General features: G+C 28.6%; 21 protein-coding genes. 13 read left to right on the top strand and 8 right to left on the bottom strand.

The window, feature by feature from the left end; all coding sequences use genetic code 11:
- Position 1 precedes the first annotated feature (1 nt).
- The 4 genes from AC5SLT_RS00555 to kdsB form a co-directional block, all read right to left on the bottom strand.
- Positions 2-319: a YbaB/EbfC family nucleoid-associated protein gene (locus AC5SLT_RS00555; RefSeq protein WP_006997395.1), complete on the bottom strand. Its 318-nt coding sequence runs from the start codon at positions 317-319 to the stop codon at positions 2-4.
- Positions 320-322: 3 nt separating this feature from the next.
- Positions 323-1,996, bottom strand: coding sequence for a DNA polymerase III subunit gamma/tau (dnaX, locus tag AC5SLT_RS00550; RefSeq protein WP_494591989.1), 1,674 nt, complete (start codon positions 1,994-1,996; stop codon positions 323-325).
- A 144-nt stretch (positions 1,997-2,140) separates the two neighbouring features.
- Complete coding sequence (locus AC5SLT_RS00545; protein ID WP_271480527.1) at positions 2,141-2,971, bottom strand: prephenate dehydratase; 831 nt, start codon at positions 2,969-2,971, stop codon at positions 2,141-2,143.
- A 1-nt stretch (position 2,972) separates the two neighbouring features.
- A complete protein-coding gene (gene kdsB, locus AC5SLT_RS00540) occupies positions 2,973-3,713 on the bottom strand; it encodes a 3-deoxy-manno-octulosonate cytidylyltransferase (RefSeq protein ID WP_271766198.1) in 741 nt (246 codons plus the stop codon).
- Between the two features lie 103 nt (positions 3,714-3,816).
- Between kdsB and AC5SLT_RS00535 the strand changes: the two genes are divergently transcribed.
- The gene (locus tag AC5SLT_RS00535) at positions 3,817-4,356 is read left to right on the top strand and encodes a c-type cytochrome (protein WP_271626137.1); all 540 of its coding nucleotides are present in this window, start codon (positions 3,817-3,819) and stop codon (positions 4,354-4,356) included.
- On the opposite strand, the gene argF is transcribed toward AC5SLT_RS00535, so the two are convergent.
- The 3 genes from argF to AC5SLT_RS00520 are packed head-to-tail and all read right to left on the bottom strand — an operon-like array spanning position 4,348 to position 7,262.
- Positions 4,348-5,277, bottom strand: a complete 930-nt coding sequence (gene argF / locus AC5SLT_RS00530; RefSeq protein ID WP_011281757.1) for an ornithine carbamoyltransferase — start codon at positions 5,275-5,277, stop codon at positions 4,348-4,350. The genes AC5SLT_RS00535 and argF overlap by 9 nt on opposite strands.
- Before the next feature lie 2 nt (positions 5,278-5,279).
- Positions 5,280-6,446, bottom strand: a complete 1,167-nt coding sequence (locus AC5SLT_RS00525) for an aspartate aminotransferase family protein (protein WP_494591987.1) — start codon at positions 6,444-6,446, stop codon at positions 5,280-5,282.
- Between the two features lie 3 nt (positions 6,447-6,449).
- Positions 6,450-7,262, bottom strand: a complete 813-nt coding sequence (locus AC5SLT_RS00520) for an ABC transporter permease (RefSeq protein WP_494576984.1) — start codon at positions 7,260-7,262, stop codon at positions 6,450-6,452.
- Positions 7,263-7,385: 123 nt separating this feature from the next.
- Between AC5SLT_RS00520 and AC5SLT_RS00515 the strand changes: the two genes are divergently transcribed.
- Complete coding sequence (locus AC5SLT_RS00515) at positions 7,386-7,886, top strand: GcrA family cell cycle regulator (RefSeq protein ID WP_020169053.1); 501 nt, start codon at positions 7,386-7,388, stop codon at positions 7,884-7,886.
- Positions 7,887-8,058: 172 nt separating this feature from the next.
- Here AC5SLT_RS00515 and AC5SLT_RS00510 read toward each other — a convergent pair whose 3' ends face one another.
- The gene (locus AC5SLT_RS00510) at positions 8,059-9,027 is read right to left on the bottom strand and encodes a complex I NDUFA9 subunit family protein (RefSeq protein WP_271766186.1); all 969 of its coding nucleotides are present in this window, start codon (positions 9,025-9,027) and stop codon (positions 8,059-8,061) included.
- Between the two features lie 16 nt (positions 9,028-9,043).
- Here AC5SLT_RS00510 and AC5SLT_RS00505 point away from each other — a divergent pair, with 16 nt between their 5' ends.
- From AC5SLT_RS00505 to trpB, 11 genes are read left to right on the top strand one after another with little or no spacing between them, the layout of a single operon-like run.
- Entirely contained in the window at positions 9,044-9,655 is a 612-nt protein-coding gene (locus tag AC5SLT_RS00505; RefSeq protein ID WP_011281753.1) for a ribonuclease D, read from the top strand.
- Positions 9,656-10,627, top strand: a complete 972-nt coding sequence (locus AC5SLT_RS00500) for a KpsF/GutQ family sugar-phosphate isomerase (protein ID WP_494591985.1) — start codon at positions 9,656-9,658, stop codon at positions 10,625-10,627.
- The gene (lptC, locus tag AC5SLT_RS00495; RefSeq protein WP_494591983.1) at positions 10,628-11,209 is read left to right on the top strand and encodes an LPS export ABC transporter periplasmic protein LptC; all 582 of its coding nucleotides are present in this window, start codon (positions 10,628-10,630) and stop codon (positions 11,207-11,209) included.
- Between the two features lies 1 nt (position 11,210).
- Positions 11,211-11,987 (top strand): ATP-binding cassette domain-containing protein, encoded by a 777-nt coding sequence (locus tag AC5SLT_RS00490; protein ID WP_494591981.1) that lies wholly within the window; start codon positions 11,211-11,213, stop codon positions 11,985-11,987.
- A complete protein-coding gene (gene aroA, locus AC5SLT_RS00485; RefSeq protein ID WP_494591979.1) occupies positions 11,953-13,317 on the top strand; it encodes a 3-phosphoshikimate 1-carboxyvinyltransferase in 1,365 nt (454 codons plus the stop codon). The genes AC5SLT_RS00490 and aroA overlap by 35 nt, the downstream gene beginning before the upstream one ends.
- Complete coding sequence (locus AC5SLT_RS00480) at positions 13,314-13,967, top strand: (d)CMP kinase (protein WP_494591977.1); 654 nt, start codon at positions 13,314-13,316, stop codon at positions 13,965-13,967. Before aroA ends, AC5SLT_RS00480 begins: the two co-directional genes overlap by 4 nt.
- Complete coding sequence (locus tag AC5SLT_RS00475) at positions 13,967-15,697, top strand: S1 RNA-binding domain-containing protein (RefSeq protein ID WP_006997411.1); 1,731 nt, start codon at positions 13,967-13,969, stop codon at positions 15,695-15,697. Before AC5SLT_RS00480 ends, AC5SLT_RS00475 begins: the two co-directional genes overlap by 1 nt.
- A gap of 3 nt (positions 15,698-15,700) precedes the next feature.
- Complete coding sequence (locus AC5SLT_RS00470) at positions 15,701-15,991, top strand: HU family DNA-binding protein (RefSeq protein WP_006997412.1); 291 nt, start codon at positions 15,701-15,703, stop codon at positions 15,989-15,991.
- Entirely contained in the window at positions 15,981-16,673 is a 693-nt protein-coding gene (pyrF, locus tag AC5SLT_RS00465; RefSeq protein WP_027306776.1) for an orotidine-5'-phosphate decarboxylase, read from the top strand. Before AC5SLT_RS00470 ends, pyrF begins: the two co-directional genes overlap by 11 nt.
- Entirely contained in the window at positions 16,670-17,299 is a 630-nt protein-coding gene (locus AC5SLT_RS00460; RefSeq protein ID WP_027306777.1) for a phosphoribosylanthranilate isomerase, read from the top strand. Before pyrF ends, AC5SLT_RS00460 begins: the two co-directional genes overlap by 4 nt.
- Positions 17,289-18,521 (top strand): tryptophan synthase subunit beta, encoded by a 1,233-nt coding sequence (gene trpB / locus AC5SLT_RS00455; protein ID WP_494591975.1) that lies wholly within the window; start codon positions 17,289-17,291, stop codon positions 18,519-18,521. The genes AC5SLT_RS00460 and trpB overlap by 11 nt, the downstream gene beginning before the upstream one ends.
- Position 18,522 lies beyond the last annotated feature (1 nt).

Genomic DNA, 18,522 nt, shown 5'->3' with positions numbered 1-18,522 from the left:
CTTAAAGTGGCCATTTAAAACCAGGAATACCTAATCCACTTGTAGACTTAGAAATTTCTTCAGATGTCTTAGATTTTAATTCTGATTTTGCATTATTATGGGCAGCCACTATCAAATCTTCGATTATAATTTTATTTTCCTTTAATATTTCGTCTGAAAGATCAATTTTGATCATTTCATTTTCACCATTTAAAGTAACCTTTACAGAATTTGAACCAGACGTTCCTTCTACCTGAATGTTCTTTATTTTTTCTTGGCTCTCTTTCATTTTAGCCTCTAATTCTTTTGCTTTATCTAAAATTTTTGTAAAATCAGTCATTCTTTAATCTTCTTTTCTAGGTTTAACATCAATAAGTTCTGCGTCAGGGAAACTTTTTAAAATATCTTTATAAATTGAGGAGTTCTTTACACTTTCTATCAGTTCTTTTTTTTGATTGATTTCTTCTTCTTTTTTAGATGGCTGTCCTTTAGTTTTGCTTAGACTTATAATCCATCTTTCATTGGTCCATTCAAAAAGTTTTGTTGAAAGATCTTTAATAAAATCTTTATCTAAATCTTCATTAAATGAAATTTCAATTCTTTTGTTCTCAAAACTTACAAGGTTAACATTTTTTTCTAATTCATATTTTAATTTAATCTCTTTTTTAGAAGAGCATGCTTTTAATAGATCATCAAATGAATTTATAAGACTGGTATTTATTTCAATGTTATTATTTTCTTTTTCTTTGATATCTTTTTCCTGAACAATATTTTTCATTTGCCCTATTGTTTCAGATTTATCTTTTATTCCAAAGATATCTTCGTTTGTTTTTTTTGGGGAAAAAGATGTTTGGTTTTCACTTTCAACTAATAGTTTGCTATCTTCTTTATATTTTTCACTTTCCTGTTTAATACTTTTTAAATGAATTAATCTAATTAAGAACATTTCCATTGATAAATGTTGATTAGAAACAATATCAAGCTCCTCAAGTGTTTTAATAGTAAATTGCCAAAATAATATTAGGGTTTCATTGTTAACTTTTTCTGAAAGATCTTTAATTTTATTAAACTCTTCATCATTCAATAAAAAATTATTACCATCCAAATTTAGTGAATCAATATTTTTAAAATAATATAAGAGCTCTAAGAAATCATTAATAAAAATTTTTGGTTCAACACCTTGGTTATATATTTCTCTGTAAGTGTTGAGAACTTCAGTTTCTTTACCTTCAAATATTAATTCAAATAAATCAATTAATTGAGACTTATCAAAATAACCAAATATTTTTTGTGCTGCTGCAAGATCTAATTCTTTGTCTTTATCCAAAGTAAGTAGAGCTCTATCAAGTAACGATAGCGCATCCCTAACTGAACCCTCAGAAATTTTAACAATTAATTTAAGAGCATCATCTGATGCGTTACCATTTTCTTTTTCTTTAATTTTCTTAATAAAATCAAACAACTCTAAAGATTTAATTCTAGATAAATCAAATCTTTGACAACGTGAGACTACTGTAATTGGAATTTTTTTTATTTCTGTTGTTGCAAAGATAAATTTTAAATATTCTGGCGGCTCCTCTAAGGTTTTTAATAATGCATTGAATGCTTGTTTGCTAAGCATGTGAACTTCATCAATTATAAATATTTTATATTTAGCAGTAGTTGGGCCATATCTAGAAAATTCAATAAGGTCTCTTACATCGTCCACCCCTGTTTTACTTGCTGCATCCATTTCCAATACATCAATATGATTTGAGTTAGAAATGGCATTACAATTTTCACAAAGTTCCTCTTTACACAAATTATCTATTCCATTTGAACAATTTAGAGATTTTGCAACAATCCTTGCTGTTGTCGTTTTTCCTATTCCTCTAATTCCAGTAAAAAGATAGGCATTAGGCACTTTATTAGCCTTAATAGAGTTAGAAATTGTTTCCGCAACAACATCTTGCCCTATAAGATCATTAAATGTCTGAGGTCTGTACTTTAAAGCTAAAACTTTTGTATTTTTATTCATTTTATATAAAGGAGACTAGAACCTGAATAACTGTCTCTACGACTGCTTCCGTTAAGATCTGGTCGGGTTCAAGCAGTATCCACCTCTAGCCTCCAAAACTATTATAACAGTAATGTTTTCAATTCTACAAGAAAACTTTCTAAGTTATTTTTCTCTAAACTTATCAGCCTCAAAAACACCTAGTACGTGAAAATCTTGGCAATGAAGTCCTAATTCTTCTAAAGACTTTTGTACTTTTGGATTGTCTATGTGTCCCTCTAAATCACATAAGAAAAAATATGACTCAAAAGAATTTTGCTCTGGATAGCTTTGAAGTTTTGTAAGGTTAACTCCATTGATCGCAAAGCCACCTAATGATTGATAGAGAGCTGCAGGCTTACTTTTTAACTTAAATAGAAAAGAAGTTATGTATTTTTTATCACCAAAATCAGGCTGTAAAACTTCATTACCCATTACCAAAAACCTCGTAGCATTTCCTTTTTCATTTTCAATATTTTTTGAAAGTATTTTTAGATCATAAATTTCAGCACTTAAAGTAGAGGCAATTGCAGCTTCTGTTTTAATTTTAGACTTTGAAATTGTCTCAGCTGAACCAGCAGTATCTGCACGAATATGTTCAACTAAATTATTTTTTTTAATAAATTTAGAGCATTGTGATAAAGCTTGAGCATGAGAATAAACATCTTTGATATCACTTAAATTGCTATCTGGCTGTCCTAATAAATTATGTTCAATTTTTTGAAAATGTTCTGCATAAATATTAAGTCTATACTTAAAAATAAGATATTCGATTCCAATATTTCCTGTAATTCGATTTGATTCTGGAATTACCATTCTCGAATTTTTATCTTGAGATGTTTTTAAAAAACATTCATCAAATGTCTTACATGGAATTATTTCTGCTTTAGGATTTATTTCTAGCGCTGCTAAATGTGAATAAGCACCGAATGTTCCTTGAAAATAAATTTTGGTCATTTTAGGATTTATATTCCATAATTTTTTTTATAGCTAGATAATCTTCTTTTGTATCTACACCAATGGGAGAAAAGTTTGCCAAAGCAACGTTGATTTTCAGATCATTATCTAATGCTCTTAACTGTTCTAATCTATTTTTTTTTTCTTTAAATGTTTGATCCAGACTAACAAATTTTTTTAATGTACTTGTTTTATATGAATAGATTCCAATATGATGATAAATATTTTGATCATTTCTTGAAAAACCATCTCTAGTAAAATTTAATGCTGTTGGAAAATTATTCTTTTCTAATTTTGTTTCTGTAATAACCTTAACTACATTTTGATCAATTAACATTTTATCATTTTTAATTTCTGCTGCTAGCGTTCCAATTCCAGAATTACTATTAATCATAAAGTTATTTAAATTTATAATATCATTTTTATTGATATTTGGTTCATCCCCTTGCAGGTTTAATATAAAATCAATGTCTTTAATATTAAGCTTTTCGTAAGCCTCAAAAATTCTATCTGTGCCAGTTTTGTGAGTGTTACTCGTCAAAACAGCTCTACCACCATTTTTTTCAACATCATCGAGTATTTCTTGATCTTCGGTTGCTACTACTACCTCGCCAATATTTGTTTCCTCTGCCCTTTTAAAAACATGAGAAATTATTGATAAATTATTAATTGTTAAAAGCGGTTTACCTGGCAATCTACTTGCTGACATTCTTGATGGAATTAATATTAATGTTTTAGCCATTATAAATTTACCAATTTGTGCGTCTAACAGACGCAAAATTAAAAATTAAAAATTAAGTATTTTTTTAATTATCATGTTATATCTGCAAAATAATAAAATTTATATGGATTCGTTCGAGCTTAATAAAATTATTGCTGCTATTTTAATGGTTGCACTTCTTGTAATTGGTTTAGGAAAAGTTGCCGACGGTGTCTTTCATGTAAATAAACCAGAAAATCCAGGGTATCAAGTTGAAGTAGAAGGACAACCAGCTTCCACAGTATCTCAAGTTGCTGAAGTTGAGCAAAAAGTAGACATTGCCGCTATAATGGCTCTAGGCGATGTAACTTCAGGTGAAAAAATTTTTAAAAAATGTGCAGCATGTCACTCTATTGAAAAAGGTGGTCCAAATAAAATTGGTCCTGCTCTTTATAACGTAGTGGGCAGTAAAGTAGGTGCTGTAGAAGACTACAAATATTCTAAAACTTTAGCCTCATATGGTAAAGACTGGACTTTTGAAGAACTCAATGGTTTTTTAACAAAACCTAGCTCATATTTGAAAGGAACAAAAATGTCTTACGCTGGCTTGAGAAAAGAAGCAGATAGAGCCTCGATTATTAAGTACCTAAATCAAAATAGTGATAGCCCTAAACAGCTACCTTAATTTACCAAAACAATATAATAAAATACTTTTTTGAACATGCACTCTATTTAGAGCCTGCAGCCATACTTCAGAATTTTTTCCCAAAAAAACATCTGCTGCAACCTCTTCTCCCCTTGGAAGACAGTGTAAAAAAGTTGTATCTTTTTTAGCAAAACTCATCAATTTTGAATTGATTTGAAAGTTTCTAAAATCTTTAATTTTTTTATTTTTATTAACTTTATCGTTCAATGAAATTACTTTATCTGAAAAAATTACATCAGCATTTTTAACTGCTTTTTTAGCATCATAAAATATGTGAATTTTTCTTTTATTTTTTTTTACCCAATCTAATACAAATTTTTTAGGCCCATAATTCTTGGGACAACCAATATTTAAGTTGAAAGAAAATTTAACTGAAGCAGCAATCAAACTATTTAGAACATTATTAGAATCTCCAATCCAACAAATATTTAATTTGGAAATAGATTTTTTTTTAATTTCTTCAACTGTGAAAATATCTGATAGCACTTGTGTTGGATGAGACGATGGACTTAGACCATTTATTACTGGTATCTTTAAGTATCTGCTAAATTCTTCTATTTTTTTATCACTGTCAGTTCTCAGCATAAAACCATCCCCATAAGTTGATAAAATTTTAGCAGTATCTGCTAGACTTTCCCCACCTTTTCCTAGGTGTAATTCATTAGCTCTAAGTGTTATAGTTCCTCCACCTAGTTGTTTTATTGCAAGGTAAAAACTTAATCGCGTTCTCAAACTTGCTTTTTCAAACATTTGAATGAGTAACTTGCCTTTTAAAGGTTTATCTTTATCAACTTCTAAAGTGTTATAATTTTTTCTTTTTTGTTTTCTGTTCTTTGCATCAATGATGATTTTTTTAAGGTCTGCTGAAGGTATATCTTTAAGGTTGATGAAATGTTTCATATTTATTTATAAGTAGAACACACTTTTTCAATAATATTTATTGCTATTTTTATTTCTTCTTTTTTAACATTAAGAGGAGGTAATATTCTAATAACATTTTCAGCCGCTCTAATTGTTAATAATTTATTATCCATTAGTTTCTGTATAAATTTTGTTTGATCATTATGAAGTTGTAATCCTATTAATAAACCAACACCTCTTACTTCTTTAATTATTTTAGGAAACTTTTTTCTCAATATATTTAATTCTGAATGAAAGTATTTTGATAATTTTTTAACATTTGAAAGAAATCCTTTTTTTAATATTTGATCTAAAACTGCATTTCCAACAGACATAGCTAGTGGGTTGCCACCAAATGTTGACCCATGAGTTCCAGCTGTCATTCCTGATGCTACCTTTTTATTCATTAAAACTGCACCTAACGGAAACCCACCTCCAATTCCTTTTGCTATTGGAACAATATCGGGCTTAATTTTCGAATTTTCAAATGCAAAAAAATTTCCACTTCTTCCAATTCCACACTGGACTTCATCTAAAATTAATAAAATTTTTTTCTTATCACAAATTTTTCTTAATTCTTTTAAACACCAATTGGGTATAACTTTAATTCCTCCTTCTCCCATCACAGTTTCAACCATAATAGCAGCCGTTTTTTTTGTTATTTTTTTTTTAAAATCTTTATGATTTCCAAATTCAAAATGGTCAAATCCATCAACTTTCGGTCCAAAGCCCTCCGTCATCTTCTTTGATCCACTAGCATAAATTGTAGCTAATGTTCTTCCATGAAATGAATTTTTAACACAAAGAATTCTATTTTTTGAAGGTTGTCCTATCGAATAAAAATACCTTCTAGCAACTTTAATTGCTGCTTCTGTGGCTTCTGCTCCACTATTTTGGAAAATAATAAAATCTGCAAAAGTTTTTATTGCCAATCTTTTAGCCAATTTTTCTCCCTCTGGAATGATAAATGCATTAGAAACATGCCAAAGTTTTTTAGATTGTTTGTTAACTGCTTTTATTAAATATGGGTTTGCATGCCCCAAGGAATTTACTGCTATTCCCTGAACAAAGTCTAAATATTTTTTTCCATTAGTAGAATATAAAAAACTTCCCTTACCATATTTAAAAGAGATTTTTTTTCTATTATAATTTTTTGCTAAAGCGCTCATTAACTAAGATTTAATTTTATAACCTTTTTTGTAAAGAAGAAAAGCAACATACCACATGAGAACACTTAATATAATTAGATAGATTAAGCCTACTGTTATCGATCCATCTGATTTTCCTAAGAAGCCATATCTAAACCCATCGATCATATAAAAAAATGGATTAATATGACTTATCGTTTGAAAAAATTGTGGAAGTTTATCTATTGAATAAAATACTCCAGATAAAAAACTTAATGGAGTTATTATAAAATTTGTTACAGTTGCTGTATGATCAAATTTTTCAGCCCAAAGACCAGTTATAAAACCAAGACTTCCAAGAATAAATGCACTTAAAAAACCAAATACAAAAATATAAAAGATATTATAAATTGTGATATCAACTATTAATGAAAAGACAGCTATTGAAATTATAGCTATTAAAAAACTTCTTGTTAAGGCAGCCAATATTATTGCCATTGATACTTCAAGGGCTGATAATGGTGCATAGAGCATATCAACAATATTTCCTTGAATTTTTCCTATCATTAGTGAAGAAACAGAGTGACTAAATGATTGTGTTAAGATGCTCATCGCAATTAAACCAGGAGCTAAAAAATTTATAAAAGAATAGCCAAGTACATCTCCTCTATTATTGCCTAAAGCTAGGGATAGAACTGATAAAAATAATAAACTTGAAACAAGTGGAGATAACAAAGTTTGCTGCCAAACTGCCATGAACCTGTTACACTCTTTAAGCCATAGACTTTTAAAGCCAATCCAATTTACAAAGCCAAACTTTTTAACTCCGATATGATATTTTTTATCCAATTCAACCATAAGTAATCATATATAAATTTTAAAAAAAGATGTGTATAAAACAGAAAAATCCGTTGTCTTTTTTTTAATCTTGTGTGATCTGTATATAGTTATAAAAATTAATTAACATACTAAATATAGAATATGAGCTGGAACGAGGAAAAAGTAGAAAAGTTAAAAGAACTTTGGGGCAAAGGAAGCACTGCAAGCCAAATAGCTGAAATAATCGGTGGTATTAGTAGAAATGCAGTAATTGGTAAAGCTCATAGATTAAATTTATCATCAAAAATTAAAACTAGAAATGTATCTTCAAGCCAAAATTTTGATAATAGTTCAGAAGAAAATTCTTCTAAGCAAAAAAGAGGCCGAAAAAGTAAGTTTCAATCCTTAATTATTGAAAAAGATTTTGAACCAGAAAATCCTAAGAAATTAGAAGAACTAGACGAGAGCTCTTGTAAATGGCCTATAGGTCATCCTGAAGAACAATCATTTTATTTTTGTGGGCGATCGTCTTTAAAAGATTTTTCATATTGCAAACTTCATTTGCTATATGCCTATCAGCCAAAAGGAAGAAAAGAAGAGCCTGTAGCTGATAAAGATGAAGAGACACCTCAGTATATTGATAAAAAAATTAATACTGCTTAATAATTTTTTAATTTAATTAATCTTAATTTTTTATTTCTTATTCTTCCCATTAAACCCTCTAATCAGAGATTTTATGATTAGATAAATTAGATAAGAGAAAATTGAGAATATTAAAAAATAAATAATATTAATTATCATAAATAATCATACAATTTTAGTATAGGAAATTCTATTAAGAATTAGCAGGGTTATATTTTTTTGTAGAAAATTGCCCACCTTCTCTCCACATATAGCTATATTTTTCTACTTCATTATCAAATACTCTTGTACTTGGAACCCCAATATCAGCATTAGTTTGATATTTACCTGAAGGAACATTGTCATATTTTAAAAGCGTAAGCTGATCTATTGTTAGGAGTGGTTTTGGAAATAATTGAAAAAATTTAGCAGACATAGTTGCTACAAAAAGAGGTAATGGTACTAATAATCTTTTTTTATCTATTAAATGTAATAATTTTTTTAAAATTTCTTTTAAGGATAAGATGTCAGGCCCAACACACTCTATAATTTTCGAGTAAATATTTTTAGAGACAACATGATAAATGGTATCAGTTAAATCCGAACAATGTATTGGAGCAAATTTAGTTGATCCATTATAATAAAGAGGGAAAAATGGAAGTCTACTGAGTAAAGTCATAAAAGACGTAGTAAAATTATCATCAACTGAATAAACTACAGAAGGCCTTAATATTGTTGCTAAAGGAAAATTTTTTTGAATATTGAGTTCACCATCTAATTTACTTTTTGCATACTCTGAGTCTGGTGCATTATTTATCCCTAATGCTGACAAATGAATAAATTGCTGAACTTTATATTCTTTACAAAGTTTAGATAAAATAGATGGAAAAATAGAGTGAATATTTTTGAAAGTATTGCCCTTGCCACTTTCATATAAAATACCAATTAAATTTATACAAATATCAGTTTGAGAGAAAAGCTTTCTAATTTTTTTTTCATCAAAGATATTAGCTTCAACAATGTCTATGTAACCTGCATTAGCTTGAGTTTTTATTGCATATCCTTTTTGATGAAGGTTTCTAGTAACCACAGTTACTTTATAATTATTTTTAGTAAGCTTTCTTATTAAATGACGACCTATTTGACCACTACCGCCAAAAATTAGACAATTTTTTGCTTTCATATATATATAATTAAAAATGAATATTGATATTAAACTTCACAAGAATGATCTACCAGAAGATTTAGATTTAGGCAATATTATAGCGGTTGATGGAGAGTTTATGGGTCTCAATGTTAAGCGTGATCCTTTATGCCTTATTCAAATATCAACTGGTAATTCTGATGCTCATATTATCCAGCTTGATAGGGAAAAATATGATGCTCCAAACTTAAATAAAGTTCTTTCTGACGCATCAATCATAAAAATATTTCATTATGGTAGGGCGGACATGGCTCACATAAAGCATTACCTAAAAACAGAAACTAATAATATTCTTGATACAAAAATTGCTTCAAAGCTAGCTAGATCCTATTCTGATAGTCACTCCCTAAAAACGTTAATTAAAGAATTTATGAACGTAGATGTAAGTAAACAATTTCAAAGTTCAGATTTTGGAGGAGAACTATCTCCAGCACAATTAAAATATTGTGCTAATGATGTTATTTATTTGCATAAAATTCATGAAGAATTAAATAAAATTCTAGTAAGAGAAAAACGAATTGATTTATATAAAAGCTGTTTAGCATTTTTAAAAACTAGAGTTGATCTTGATTTGGCTTTATTTAAAGACGATATATGGTCTCATTAAATGAAAAAAAGAAATTATAAAAAAATTGCAAAGAGTGTAATTGATCTTGAAATCAAAGCTCTAAAAAAATTAAAAAATTCAATTAATAATTCATTTAATGACGCTGTTGATGCAATATCAAAATGTCAATCTAAAGTAATACTATGTGGTGTTGGCAAAAGTGGATTAATAGCAGCAAAAATTTCAGCAACACTTTCTTCTGTTGGAACACCTTCGTTTTCACTATCTGCAAACGACTGTTCTCATGGTGATCTTGGTAGCATTTCAAAAAAAGATATTTTAATTTTAATAAGTTATTCAGGATCTACAGAAGAATTAAAGAATATAATAAAATATGCCAACAGAAATAAAATTACATTAATAGGCATAATGTCTAAAAAAGACTCAATACTATATAAAGCTTCAGACATTAAGTTACTTATACCAGAGGTAACTGAGGCAGGACTTGGTATTGTTCCAACTTCAAGCACTATAAATCAATTAAGTATTGGTGATGCATTAGCAATATCAACTCTAAATCAAAAAAAAATTAGCAAAAAAGATTTTAAAAAATTTCATCCTTCAGGAAATCTTGGGGCCAAACTAAGAACAGTAGAGGAAATAATGATAATTGGAAATAAAATTCCTTTTGTAAATGGTAATTTAATAATGAAAAAAGCTTTACAAATAATATCAAATAAAAAACTTGGAATATTGGTGGTTAGGAATAACAAAGGGATTACAACTGGAGTTATTACAGATGGTCAAATTAGAAGATTTAATGAGGTAAATAACAACCTACAGAGTTTAACTGTGAAAGAAGTCATGACTTTAAACCCCATCAGTATTGATAAAGATACCTTGGTAGAAAAAGCTTTATCAATCATGAACAGCAAAAAGATCACCTCTTTATGTGTTCACAACAAAAAAAACTTAAAAAGAACTGTTGGAATACTACATATTCATCAAATATTAGAGACTAACATCAATTAGATGGGTCAAAAAAGTTTAATTCAGTTAATAATAGTTTTAATAATAACCTTAATCTCATCAGCTGTGTATTTAAATTATTTTACTAAAGACTCGGAAGATTTGGCAACTAAAATAAAGACCTTAAAAACTGAAAACATTAAAGACGAAACCAGTAATTATATAGAAAATATTAGTTACATTTCTAAAATTGGTGAAAACAAATATGAAATTATGGCTGATAGAACAGAAATTAAAATAAATGAACCTGATATAATGTTTTTAGAAAATGTAGCTGCTTTTATAACCCTTAAAAACTCTAGCACAATTAAAGTAACTTCAGATTTTGCTAAATATAATTCAAAAAATTATGACACTATTTTTTCAAAAAATGTTACAGCAACTTATCCTGAGCATAAAATAACAGGTGAGTTATTAGATTTTTCTTTTGTAAATAATATTGGTATTTTCTCAACTAATATTGTTTATGTTGGTAGTAAGACAAAAATGATTGCTGATAAAATGGAAGTGAATCTTACAAATAACGATACTAAAATTTTTATGCTTGATCAGTCTAAAAAAGTTATAATTGAGGGAATAAATTAATATGGCTCTTATAAAAAAATTTAGAATTAAATCATTTAAAAATCCCCATCCTATAATATCACTGGATAATATATCTTTATCATTTGGAAATAGAAAAATTTTAGATAACGTGAGCTTCAAAATAAATCATGGACAAATTCTTGGAATGTTGGGACCTAATGGAGTTGGAAAATCAACTATTTTTAATTTAATTACAGGTTTAATTAAGCCAGACTATGGCAAAATTAATTTTAAAGGTACTGTTGTTAATGACTACCCAATATATTTAAGGACTACAAAATTTAAGATTGGCTATGTTCCTCAGTATGGAGGATATTTTGGTGATCTTACATTATTAGAAAATTTAAAAGCAATTGCTGAAATAGTAATATTAAAAAAAGAATTGATTAAAAATAAAATTGATCAATTAATTGCTAAATTTGAGCTTGATGCCATTAGAGACACTAAAGCAAAATATTTGTCTGGTGGTCAAAAAAAAAAACTAGTGATTGCATTAGCTTTATTAAGTGATCCCGAAATTTTATTGCTTGATGAATGTTTTGCAGCATTAGATGTTCTTACAATTAAAATGCTCCAAGAAATTATAGTTAACTTACAAACAGAAAACAATATAACAATCTGTATCTGTGATCATCAAGCAAGAGATTTACTGTCCTGTGTAGATATTGCTTTGATTTTGTCCAATTGTAAAATTGTGGCTCACGGCTCACCCAGCGATTTAGTTAATAATATTGAAGCAAAAAATGCCTATTTTGGCAACGCCTTTAAATTTAATTAAAATGGCAAAAATACTTGTAATTAAAAAAAAAATTAATTCATTCAAAAAAGAAATAGAAGTTAGTGGTGATAAAAGTTTAAGTATAAGGTGGGTCCTTTTAGCCTCCCAAGCAATTGGAAAATCAAAAGGTTACAACCTTTTAATGTCAGAAGATGTATTAGCTGCAATTGATAGCATCAAAAAACTTGGCATAAAAGTGCGGATACAAAAAAATTACTGCGAAATAGTCGGTAATGGAATTAATGGCTTTAAATACAATAAAAACTTAACAATAGATGCTAAAAATTCCGGGACACTTGGTAGATTAATTTTAGGTCTTTTAATTAAATCTCCTAAAAAAATAAAAATAATTGGTGACAAAAGTTTATCTAAAAGAGATTTTTCAAGAGTGACCACACCTCTAAGAAAATTTGGGGTTAAATTTTCTTATAAAATAAAGAATAAACTGCCTTTAACAATTCTTGGCACACAATCAGCAAAAGGTATTAAATATTTAGAGAACAAAGGTTCAGCTCAATGCAAAAGTAGCGTAATGTTTGCAGCACTAAATGCATCAGGAACAACTTCTATTAAAGCAAAAAAGTCAAGGAATCACACAGAGTTACTTTTTAAATATTTAAAAATTCCAATCAAAGTAAGAAAAGCTAAAAAATTTGATTTTATAGATATTAAAAAACCAAAAAAAATTAGTGCCTTCAATTATCAAATTCCAGGAGACATAAGTTCCAGTGCTTTTTTTATGGTACTAACAACGCTTGCTGATAATTCAAAACTTTTAATTAAGAATGTAAATATTAATCCTTCTAGAGTGGGAGTTATTACAATCTTAAAAAAAATGGGAGCCAAAATAATACTTAAAAACCAAAAAAATTATAGAGGAGAGAAAATTTCTGATATTTTAACAAAAAGTTCAAAAAAACTTAAAGCTATTAATTGCCCAATAGAATTAAATAGTAGTGCCATTGATGAATTTTTGGTTATTTTTTTAATTGCAGCAAAAGCAAAAGGTGTTTCTTATTTTAAAGACCTTTCAGAATTAAACCAAAAAGAAAGTCCAAGATTAATTTGGGGTTCTAAAATTTTAAATATGATGGGTATAAAAACAGATTTAACAAATGATTCTATTAAGATTTATGGACAACCTGATTTAGAAATAAAAAAACCAATAACTGTTAAAAACTATCTAAAGGATCATAGAGTTTTTATGATGAGTACAATTGCTGCTTTAACCTTTGGTGGAAAATGGAAAATCTACAATAAAGATTCTATAAACACTTCCTTTCCATCTTTTTTGAAGATAATTAAAAATATAAATCATTCATCATTATGAAGCTTAAAAAAAAAATTAAAATCGCTATAGACTCACCTGCTGCTGCTGGTGCTGGCACTCAAGCAAAATTAATTTCTAAACATTTTAACTTATTTTATTTAGATACTGGAAAAATTTATAGATTAATTGCAAATATTAAACTTACTCAACCAAATAAGTATAGTCATAGTTTAATAAAAAAAAAGATGCTCAAATTAACTATGAAAGATTTGCAAAATAAAAAATTATTATCGGATGAAGTTGGAACAATGGCATCAATTATATCAAAAGATAAAAAAATTAGAAAACTTGTTCATGCATTTCAAATTAAAAGCGCTTATCATCCTCCCAAAAAGTATAATGGATCTTGTTTAGATGGAAGAGACATAACTTATAAGATAATTCCTGATGCTGATTTTAAATTTTTTATAACAGCAAATACTAAGACTAGAGCTTTAAGAAGGTATAAAGAGTTAAAAGGACTAAATAAGAAAATATCTTTTAATGAAGTCCTAAAAAGTATCAAAAACCGTGACAAAAGTGACTATAATAGAAAAGTTTCACCTCTTATCAGAACTCGAGATTCGGTCTTGATTAATACCACGAATTTAACTAAAAGATCATGCTTTTTAAAAATTAAACAAATTATGGATAGGAAACTAAAAGCTTAATGGAAATTTATAAAGACCTTTCAAACCCTGCCTCTAAAGAATTCGAACAATTACTAAATTCACAGTTTACTAAAACAGCAAATCTTGAAGAAGGAAAAATTATTACTGGTGTAGTAAACAAAGTTACTGATAACTTTGTATTTCTTGAAGTACCTGGTTTAAAATCAGAGCCTATCTTGGATATTAATGAATTAAAAAGCATGGGTATGCTTGATAAAGCAAAAGTGGGTGAAAAAATTTCTGTTCTTCTTGAAAGGTTAGAAGATAAAAAAGGTGAAGTACTAGTATCAGCTTCAAAAGCTCAAAAAATTCAAGGTTGGGACAAACTTGTTGAAGCGTATGAAAAAAATGAACCTATCATGGGTAAAATTACTGGACGTGTTAAAGGTGGATGTATAGTTGAACACATCGATACTGGTTCTTTAATGTTTTTACCTGGATCTCAAATTTCAGATAAACCATTAAAAGACATTAGTCATTTAATGAATGAGCCTCAAAAATTTGCTCTAATAAAATTAGATAAAGTTAGAGGGAACGCATGTGTTTCTAGAAGAGAAATAATCTCTTCATTTAAAAAAGAAGATAAAATTAAAATTGTCGAAAAATTCAAAGTTGGAGATATAATTAAAGGTGCTGAAGTAAAAGGCTACAGTTCATTTGGTTGTTTTTTTAGTGTTAATGGTGAGCTTGATGTTTTAGTTCACTTACAAGAAATTTCTTATTCAAGAGTTAATCACCCTGATGAAGTTTTTACAATCGGTGAGAAACATGACCTTAAAGTAATCAGTGTTGATCTTGAAAAGCTTCAGGTTGGTTGTTCAGTAAAACAGCTTACACCAGACCCTTTTGAAAACATTTCAAATTATGAACTAAACAAAATCTATAAAGTAAAAGTAGTTAAGCTTATGGACTTTGGAGCTTTTTGTGAGCTTGAAAAAGGATTATCAACTTTATTGCACTCAAGTGAATTAAGTTGGACTAAAAAAAATATTTCTGCAAAAAAAATGTTTAAAGTTGGAGATGAAATTGATTGTGTAATCACTGAAATTGATAAAGAAAAAAGAAGAGTGGCAATATCTCACCGTTTAACAACTGATAACCCTTTTGAAACATTTGAAAAAACTTACCCAATTGGATCTGAGGTTGAGGGTGAAGTTGCAAGTAAAAATGAATATTCTATTTTCTTAAAAGTTGATGGCTTAGATATTGATGCTTTCTTGCATTGTAATGATTTAACTTACCTAAATAATGGTGAAGAAGAATTAGCTAAATATAAAATTGGAGATAAATTAAAAGTTAAAGTATTAGAAGTAAAAGCAGCAGAACAAAAAGTTAGAGTTGGCTTACGTCAAACTCAACCAGACCCTTTTGATTGGTTTAATGATAAAAAAGTTAAACAAACTATCACTGTTAAGATTATTTCAACTGACAACAAAGGTCTTGTTGTAAGACCTGAAGGCTGTGAAATGGACTTCATTATTAAAAAATCTGCAATAGCTATTAATGCTGCTGATGCAAGACCTGCTAGATTTACAGGTGGAGAAAGAATTGACTGTGCTATTCAAGAGTTAGATATAGATAAAAGAAAAGCAACATTAAGTATTAAACTTTTAGAAGAAATTGAGCGTAAAGTTGCACTAGATACTTATGGTTCTGAAGCAAGTGGTAAAAACTTACCTTTCTCATCATTATCTGATGATTTAGAGAAAAAGAAAAAAGAAGACGAATAAAAATTGGCTATTGTAAAATCAAAGCTTCTAAAACAACTCGCTAATAACTACCCAAATTTTTTAAAAAAAGACCTAGAAAAGTTTACTGATATTATTCTTACTGAAATAAAGCAGGCCCTTAAACGAGGAGATCGTGTTGAATTAAGAGGTTTTGGAATGTTCTCTACTAATATTCAAAAAGCAAGAATATCAAGAAATCCCAAAACGGGAGAGAAAGTGAATACACCTGAAAAAAAAACAATTCACTTTAAAATGTCTAAGGAAATGTTTAAAAAATTAAACAATGATGAATAAAAATATCTTTGTTGCTTGTGATACATCAAGCTTAAAAGAAATACAAAAAATAATTAGCGATACGAAAACTAATAAACTTCAAATAATTCCAAAATTTGGCTTACAGTTCTTTTATTCAAAAAGTGGGAGAGCTTTTCTTCAAAATTTTAAGAGAGATTATTTCTTAGATTTAAAAATAAATGATATTCCACAAACTGCTTTATCTGCAATGGATAGTTTAAAAGATTTAAAGAGATGTAAGTATATTACAGTTCATGTAAGCGGTGGCCTTGAAATGCTTAAAGCTATTACAAAAAAAGCTAAATCAATTAACAAAAATTTAAAAGTATTAGGAGTTACAATTTTAACAAGCCTTAACAAAAAATCTCTTGAAGAAATTGGTCACACCAAGACCGTAGAGCAGTTAGTATTAAAACAAGCTGGTCTTATAAAAAAATCAGGTGCAGCTGGAATTGTGTGTTCTGCACAAGAAGCAAAAATAGTTAGGAAAAAATACAAAAATTTATTTATTGTTACGCCAGGAATAAGGCTACCTGGAGATGATGCAAATGATCAATCTAGAGTAATGACTCCTAATGATGCTTTTAAAAATAAAGTTTCTGGTATTGTAATGGGAAGGTCATTAATAAAGGGTAATATCAAAAACAATATTAAAAGATTAATTAATCACTTAAATCAATGATCCAACCCTGCAAGATTTGTGGGATCTCCGACTCTAAAACTTTAGAATTTTTAACTTCCCATCCTACTCCACCTAAGATGATAGGGTTTATTTGTAATTGGCCTAAATCAAAAAGATTTGTTGAACACAACAAGCTTAAAAAGCTATTAAAAGTTGATAAAAAAAAATCAGAATATGTTGCTGTATTAGTTAAACCTAATGAAGATATATTAGAAAAAATAAAGGATTTACCATTCGATTATTATCAACTTTATGATTGTACACCTACTGAAGTTAAATCAGTTAAAGAAAAATATAATAAGAAAATTATCGTTGCGATAACTGTAAAAGATCAAAATGACACAGTTAAATATTTAGAATATAATGAGCTTGCAGATATAATATTATTCGACAGTAAAGGTTATGAAAAAAGCATGTCCTTTGATCATCAATTAATTAAAAATATTAAAATTAATAAAGAATTGATGCTTGCTGGGAATATTCAGATTGAAGATAACCTTGAAAATTATAAAGAAATTGCAGACATTATAGATATTTCTGGAGGTCTAGAAACATCTGGATTAAAAGATGTTTCAAAAATAAATATTTTTTTAAATAAAATTAAATTAATTAACAATGAAACTTAAAAAAAAAATTCCTTTAATTGATCAGCACAACAAAAATGGATTTTGGGGTGGTAAATTTGGTGGAAATTTTATACCTGAAACTTTAAAAAAGCCCATTGAGGATTTAACTGAACTTTTTGAAAAACTTAGATACGATAAAAAATTTCTTAAAGAAAGAGACTATTATTTTAAGAATTATATAGGCTCTCCTACTTCATTTATTAAACTTCAAAACCTATCAGATCACTTAAGTGGAGCTCAAATATATGCCAAAATGGTGTCTGAGGCGAACGGAGGAGCTCATAAAATTTATAATGCAACAGTTCATTGCCTTATTGCTAAAAAGGCAGGGAAAAAATATGTCGTTGGTGATACGGGTGCAGGGTATGCTGGAAAGATGCTGAGTATGGCTGCTAAAAAATTTGGCCTTAAATGCAAAATATTCATGGGTGCAAAGGATATTAAAAGACAAAAGCCTAATGTAGATGCAATGAAAAAGAATGGTGCAGAAGTTGTACCCGTTTATTCAGGAAGCCAAACATTAGTAGATGCTGTCAGTGAATGCATGCGTTATTGGGTTTCAAATTGCGATAACACCCATATGTGTGTTGGATCAACAGTAGGCCCTAATATATTTGTTAAAATTTGTGGCTGGAGTACAGCTCAAATTTCAAGAGAATTGAAAATTCAAATTCAGTCAGAATTTAAAAAGATGCCTAAAAAAATTAAACTCATTAATTGTGTTGGAGGTGGAAGTTCAGCTTATGGGTTTTGGAGTGAGTTTATTGATTATGACAAAAAGCAGATTGAATTAATTGGTGTTGAAGCTGGTGGACCAAAAAGTTCAAAACTACATGCAGCACCTCTAACTAATGGAGCTAAACTTGGAATATTACATGGAGCTGCAGCTTATGTTTGTCAAAATAGTGAAGGACAAATTAATGATACCGCTTCTATTTCTGCTGGATTAGATTATCCTGGGGTATCCCCTATTCACTGCTTCTTAAAAGATACTAAAAGAGCAAGATATACATCTGCAACTGATGAGGCGGCTTTAAATGCATACAAACTAGTTACAAAACTTGAAAAAATAAACCCAAGTCTTGAACCTAGTCATGCTTTTGCTGAAGCTATAAAAATTGCTCCAAAATTAAACAAAGATACTATCATTATTGTTAATTCTTGTGGTGATGCCAAAAAGGATCGTGATATTTTAAAAGAAAGATTGGGAAAAATTAACTAAG

The organism is Candidatus Pelagibacter sp. PS_11, from assembly GCF_059417975.1.
This window is presented reverse-complemented; position numbering and strand designations above follow the sequence as displayed.

Bases quoted from the DNA above. Each gene is read 5' to 3' on its own strand.
- AC5SLT_RS00555 (WP_006997395.1), bottom strand. From the start codon at position 319: ATGACTGATTTTACAAAAATTTTAGATAAAGCAAAAGAATTAGAGGCT.
- dnaX (WP_494591989.1), bottom strand. From the start codon at position 1,996: ATGAATAAAAATACAAAAGTTTTAGCTTTAAAGTACAGACCTCAGACA.
- AC5SLT_RS00545 (WP_271480527.1), bottom strand. From the start codon at position 2,971: ATGACCAAAATTTATTTTCAAGGAACATTCGGTGCTTATTCACATTTA.
- kdsB (WP_271766198.1), bottom strand. From the start codon at position 3,713: ATGGCTAAAACATTAATATTAATTCCATCAAGAATGTCAGCAAGTAGA.
- AC5SLT_RS00535 (WP_271626137.1), top strand. From the start codon at position 3,817: ATGGATTCGTTCGAGCTTAATAAAATTATTGCTGCTATTTTAATGGTT.
- argF (WP_011281757.1), bottom strand. From the start codon at position 5,277: ATGAAACATTTCATCAACCTTAAAGATATACCTTCAGCAGACCTTAAA.
- AC5SLT_RS00525 (WP_494591987.1), bottom strand. From the start codon at position 6,446: ATGAGCGCTTTAGCAAAAAATTATAATAGAAAAAAAATCTCTTTTAAA.
- AC5SLT_RS00520 (WP_494576984.1), bottom strand. From the start codon at position 7,262: ATGGTTGAATTGGATAAAAAATATCATATCGGAGTTAAAAAGTTTGGC.
- AC5SLT_RS00515 (WP_020169053.1), top strand. From the start codon at position 7,386: ATGAGCTGGAACGAGGAAAAAGTAGAAAAGTTAAAAGAACTTTGGGGC.
- AC5SLT_RS00510 (WP_271766186.1), bottom strand. From the start codon at position 9,027: ATGAAAGCAAAAAATTGTCTAATTTTTGGCGGTAGTGGTCAAATAGGT.
- AC5SLT_RS00505 (WP_011281753.1), top strand. From the start codon at position 9,044: ATGAATATTGATATTAAACTTCACAAGAATGATCTACCAGAAGATTTA.
- AC5SLT_RS00500 (WP_494591985.1), top strand. From the start codon at position 9,656: ATGAAAAAAAGAAATTATAAAAAAATTGCAAAGAGTGTAATTGATCTT.
- lptC (WP_494591983.1), top strand. From the start codon at position 10,628: ATGGGTCAAAAAAGTTTAATTCAGTTAATAATAGTTTTAATAATAACC.
- AC5SLT_RS00490 (WP_494591981.1), top strand. From the start codon at position 11,211: ATGGCTCTTATAAAAAAATTTAGAATTAAATCATTTAAAAATCCCCAT.
- aroA (WP_494591979.1), top strand. From the start codon at position 11,953: ATGCCTATTTTGGCAACGCCTTTAAATTTAATTAAAATGGCAAAAATA.
- AC5SLT_RS00480 (WP_494591977.1), top strand. From the start codon at position 13,314: ATGAAGCTTAAAAAAAAAATTAAAATCGCTATAGACTCACCTGCTGCT.
- AC5SLT_RS00475 (WP_006997411.1), top strand. From the start codon at position 13,967: ATGGAAATTTATAAAGACCTTTCAAACCCTGCCTCTAAAGAATTCGAA.
- pyrF (WP_027306776.1), top strand. From the start codon at position 15,981: ATGATGAATAAAAATATCTTTGTTGCTTGTGATACATCAAGCTTAAAA.
- AC5SLT_RS00460 (WP_027306777.1), top strand. From the start codon at position 16,670: ATGATCCAACCCTGCAAGATTTGTGGGATCTCCGACTCTAAAACTTTA.
- trpB (WP_494591975.1), top strand. From the start codon at position 17,289: ATGAAACTTAAAAAAAAAATTCCTTTAATTGATCAGCACAACAAAAAT.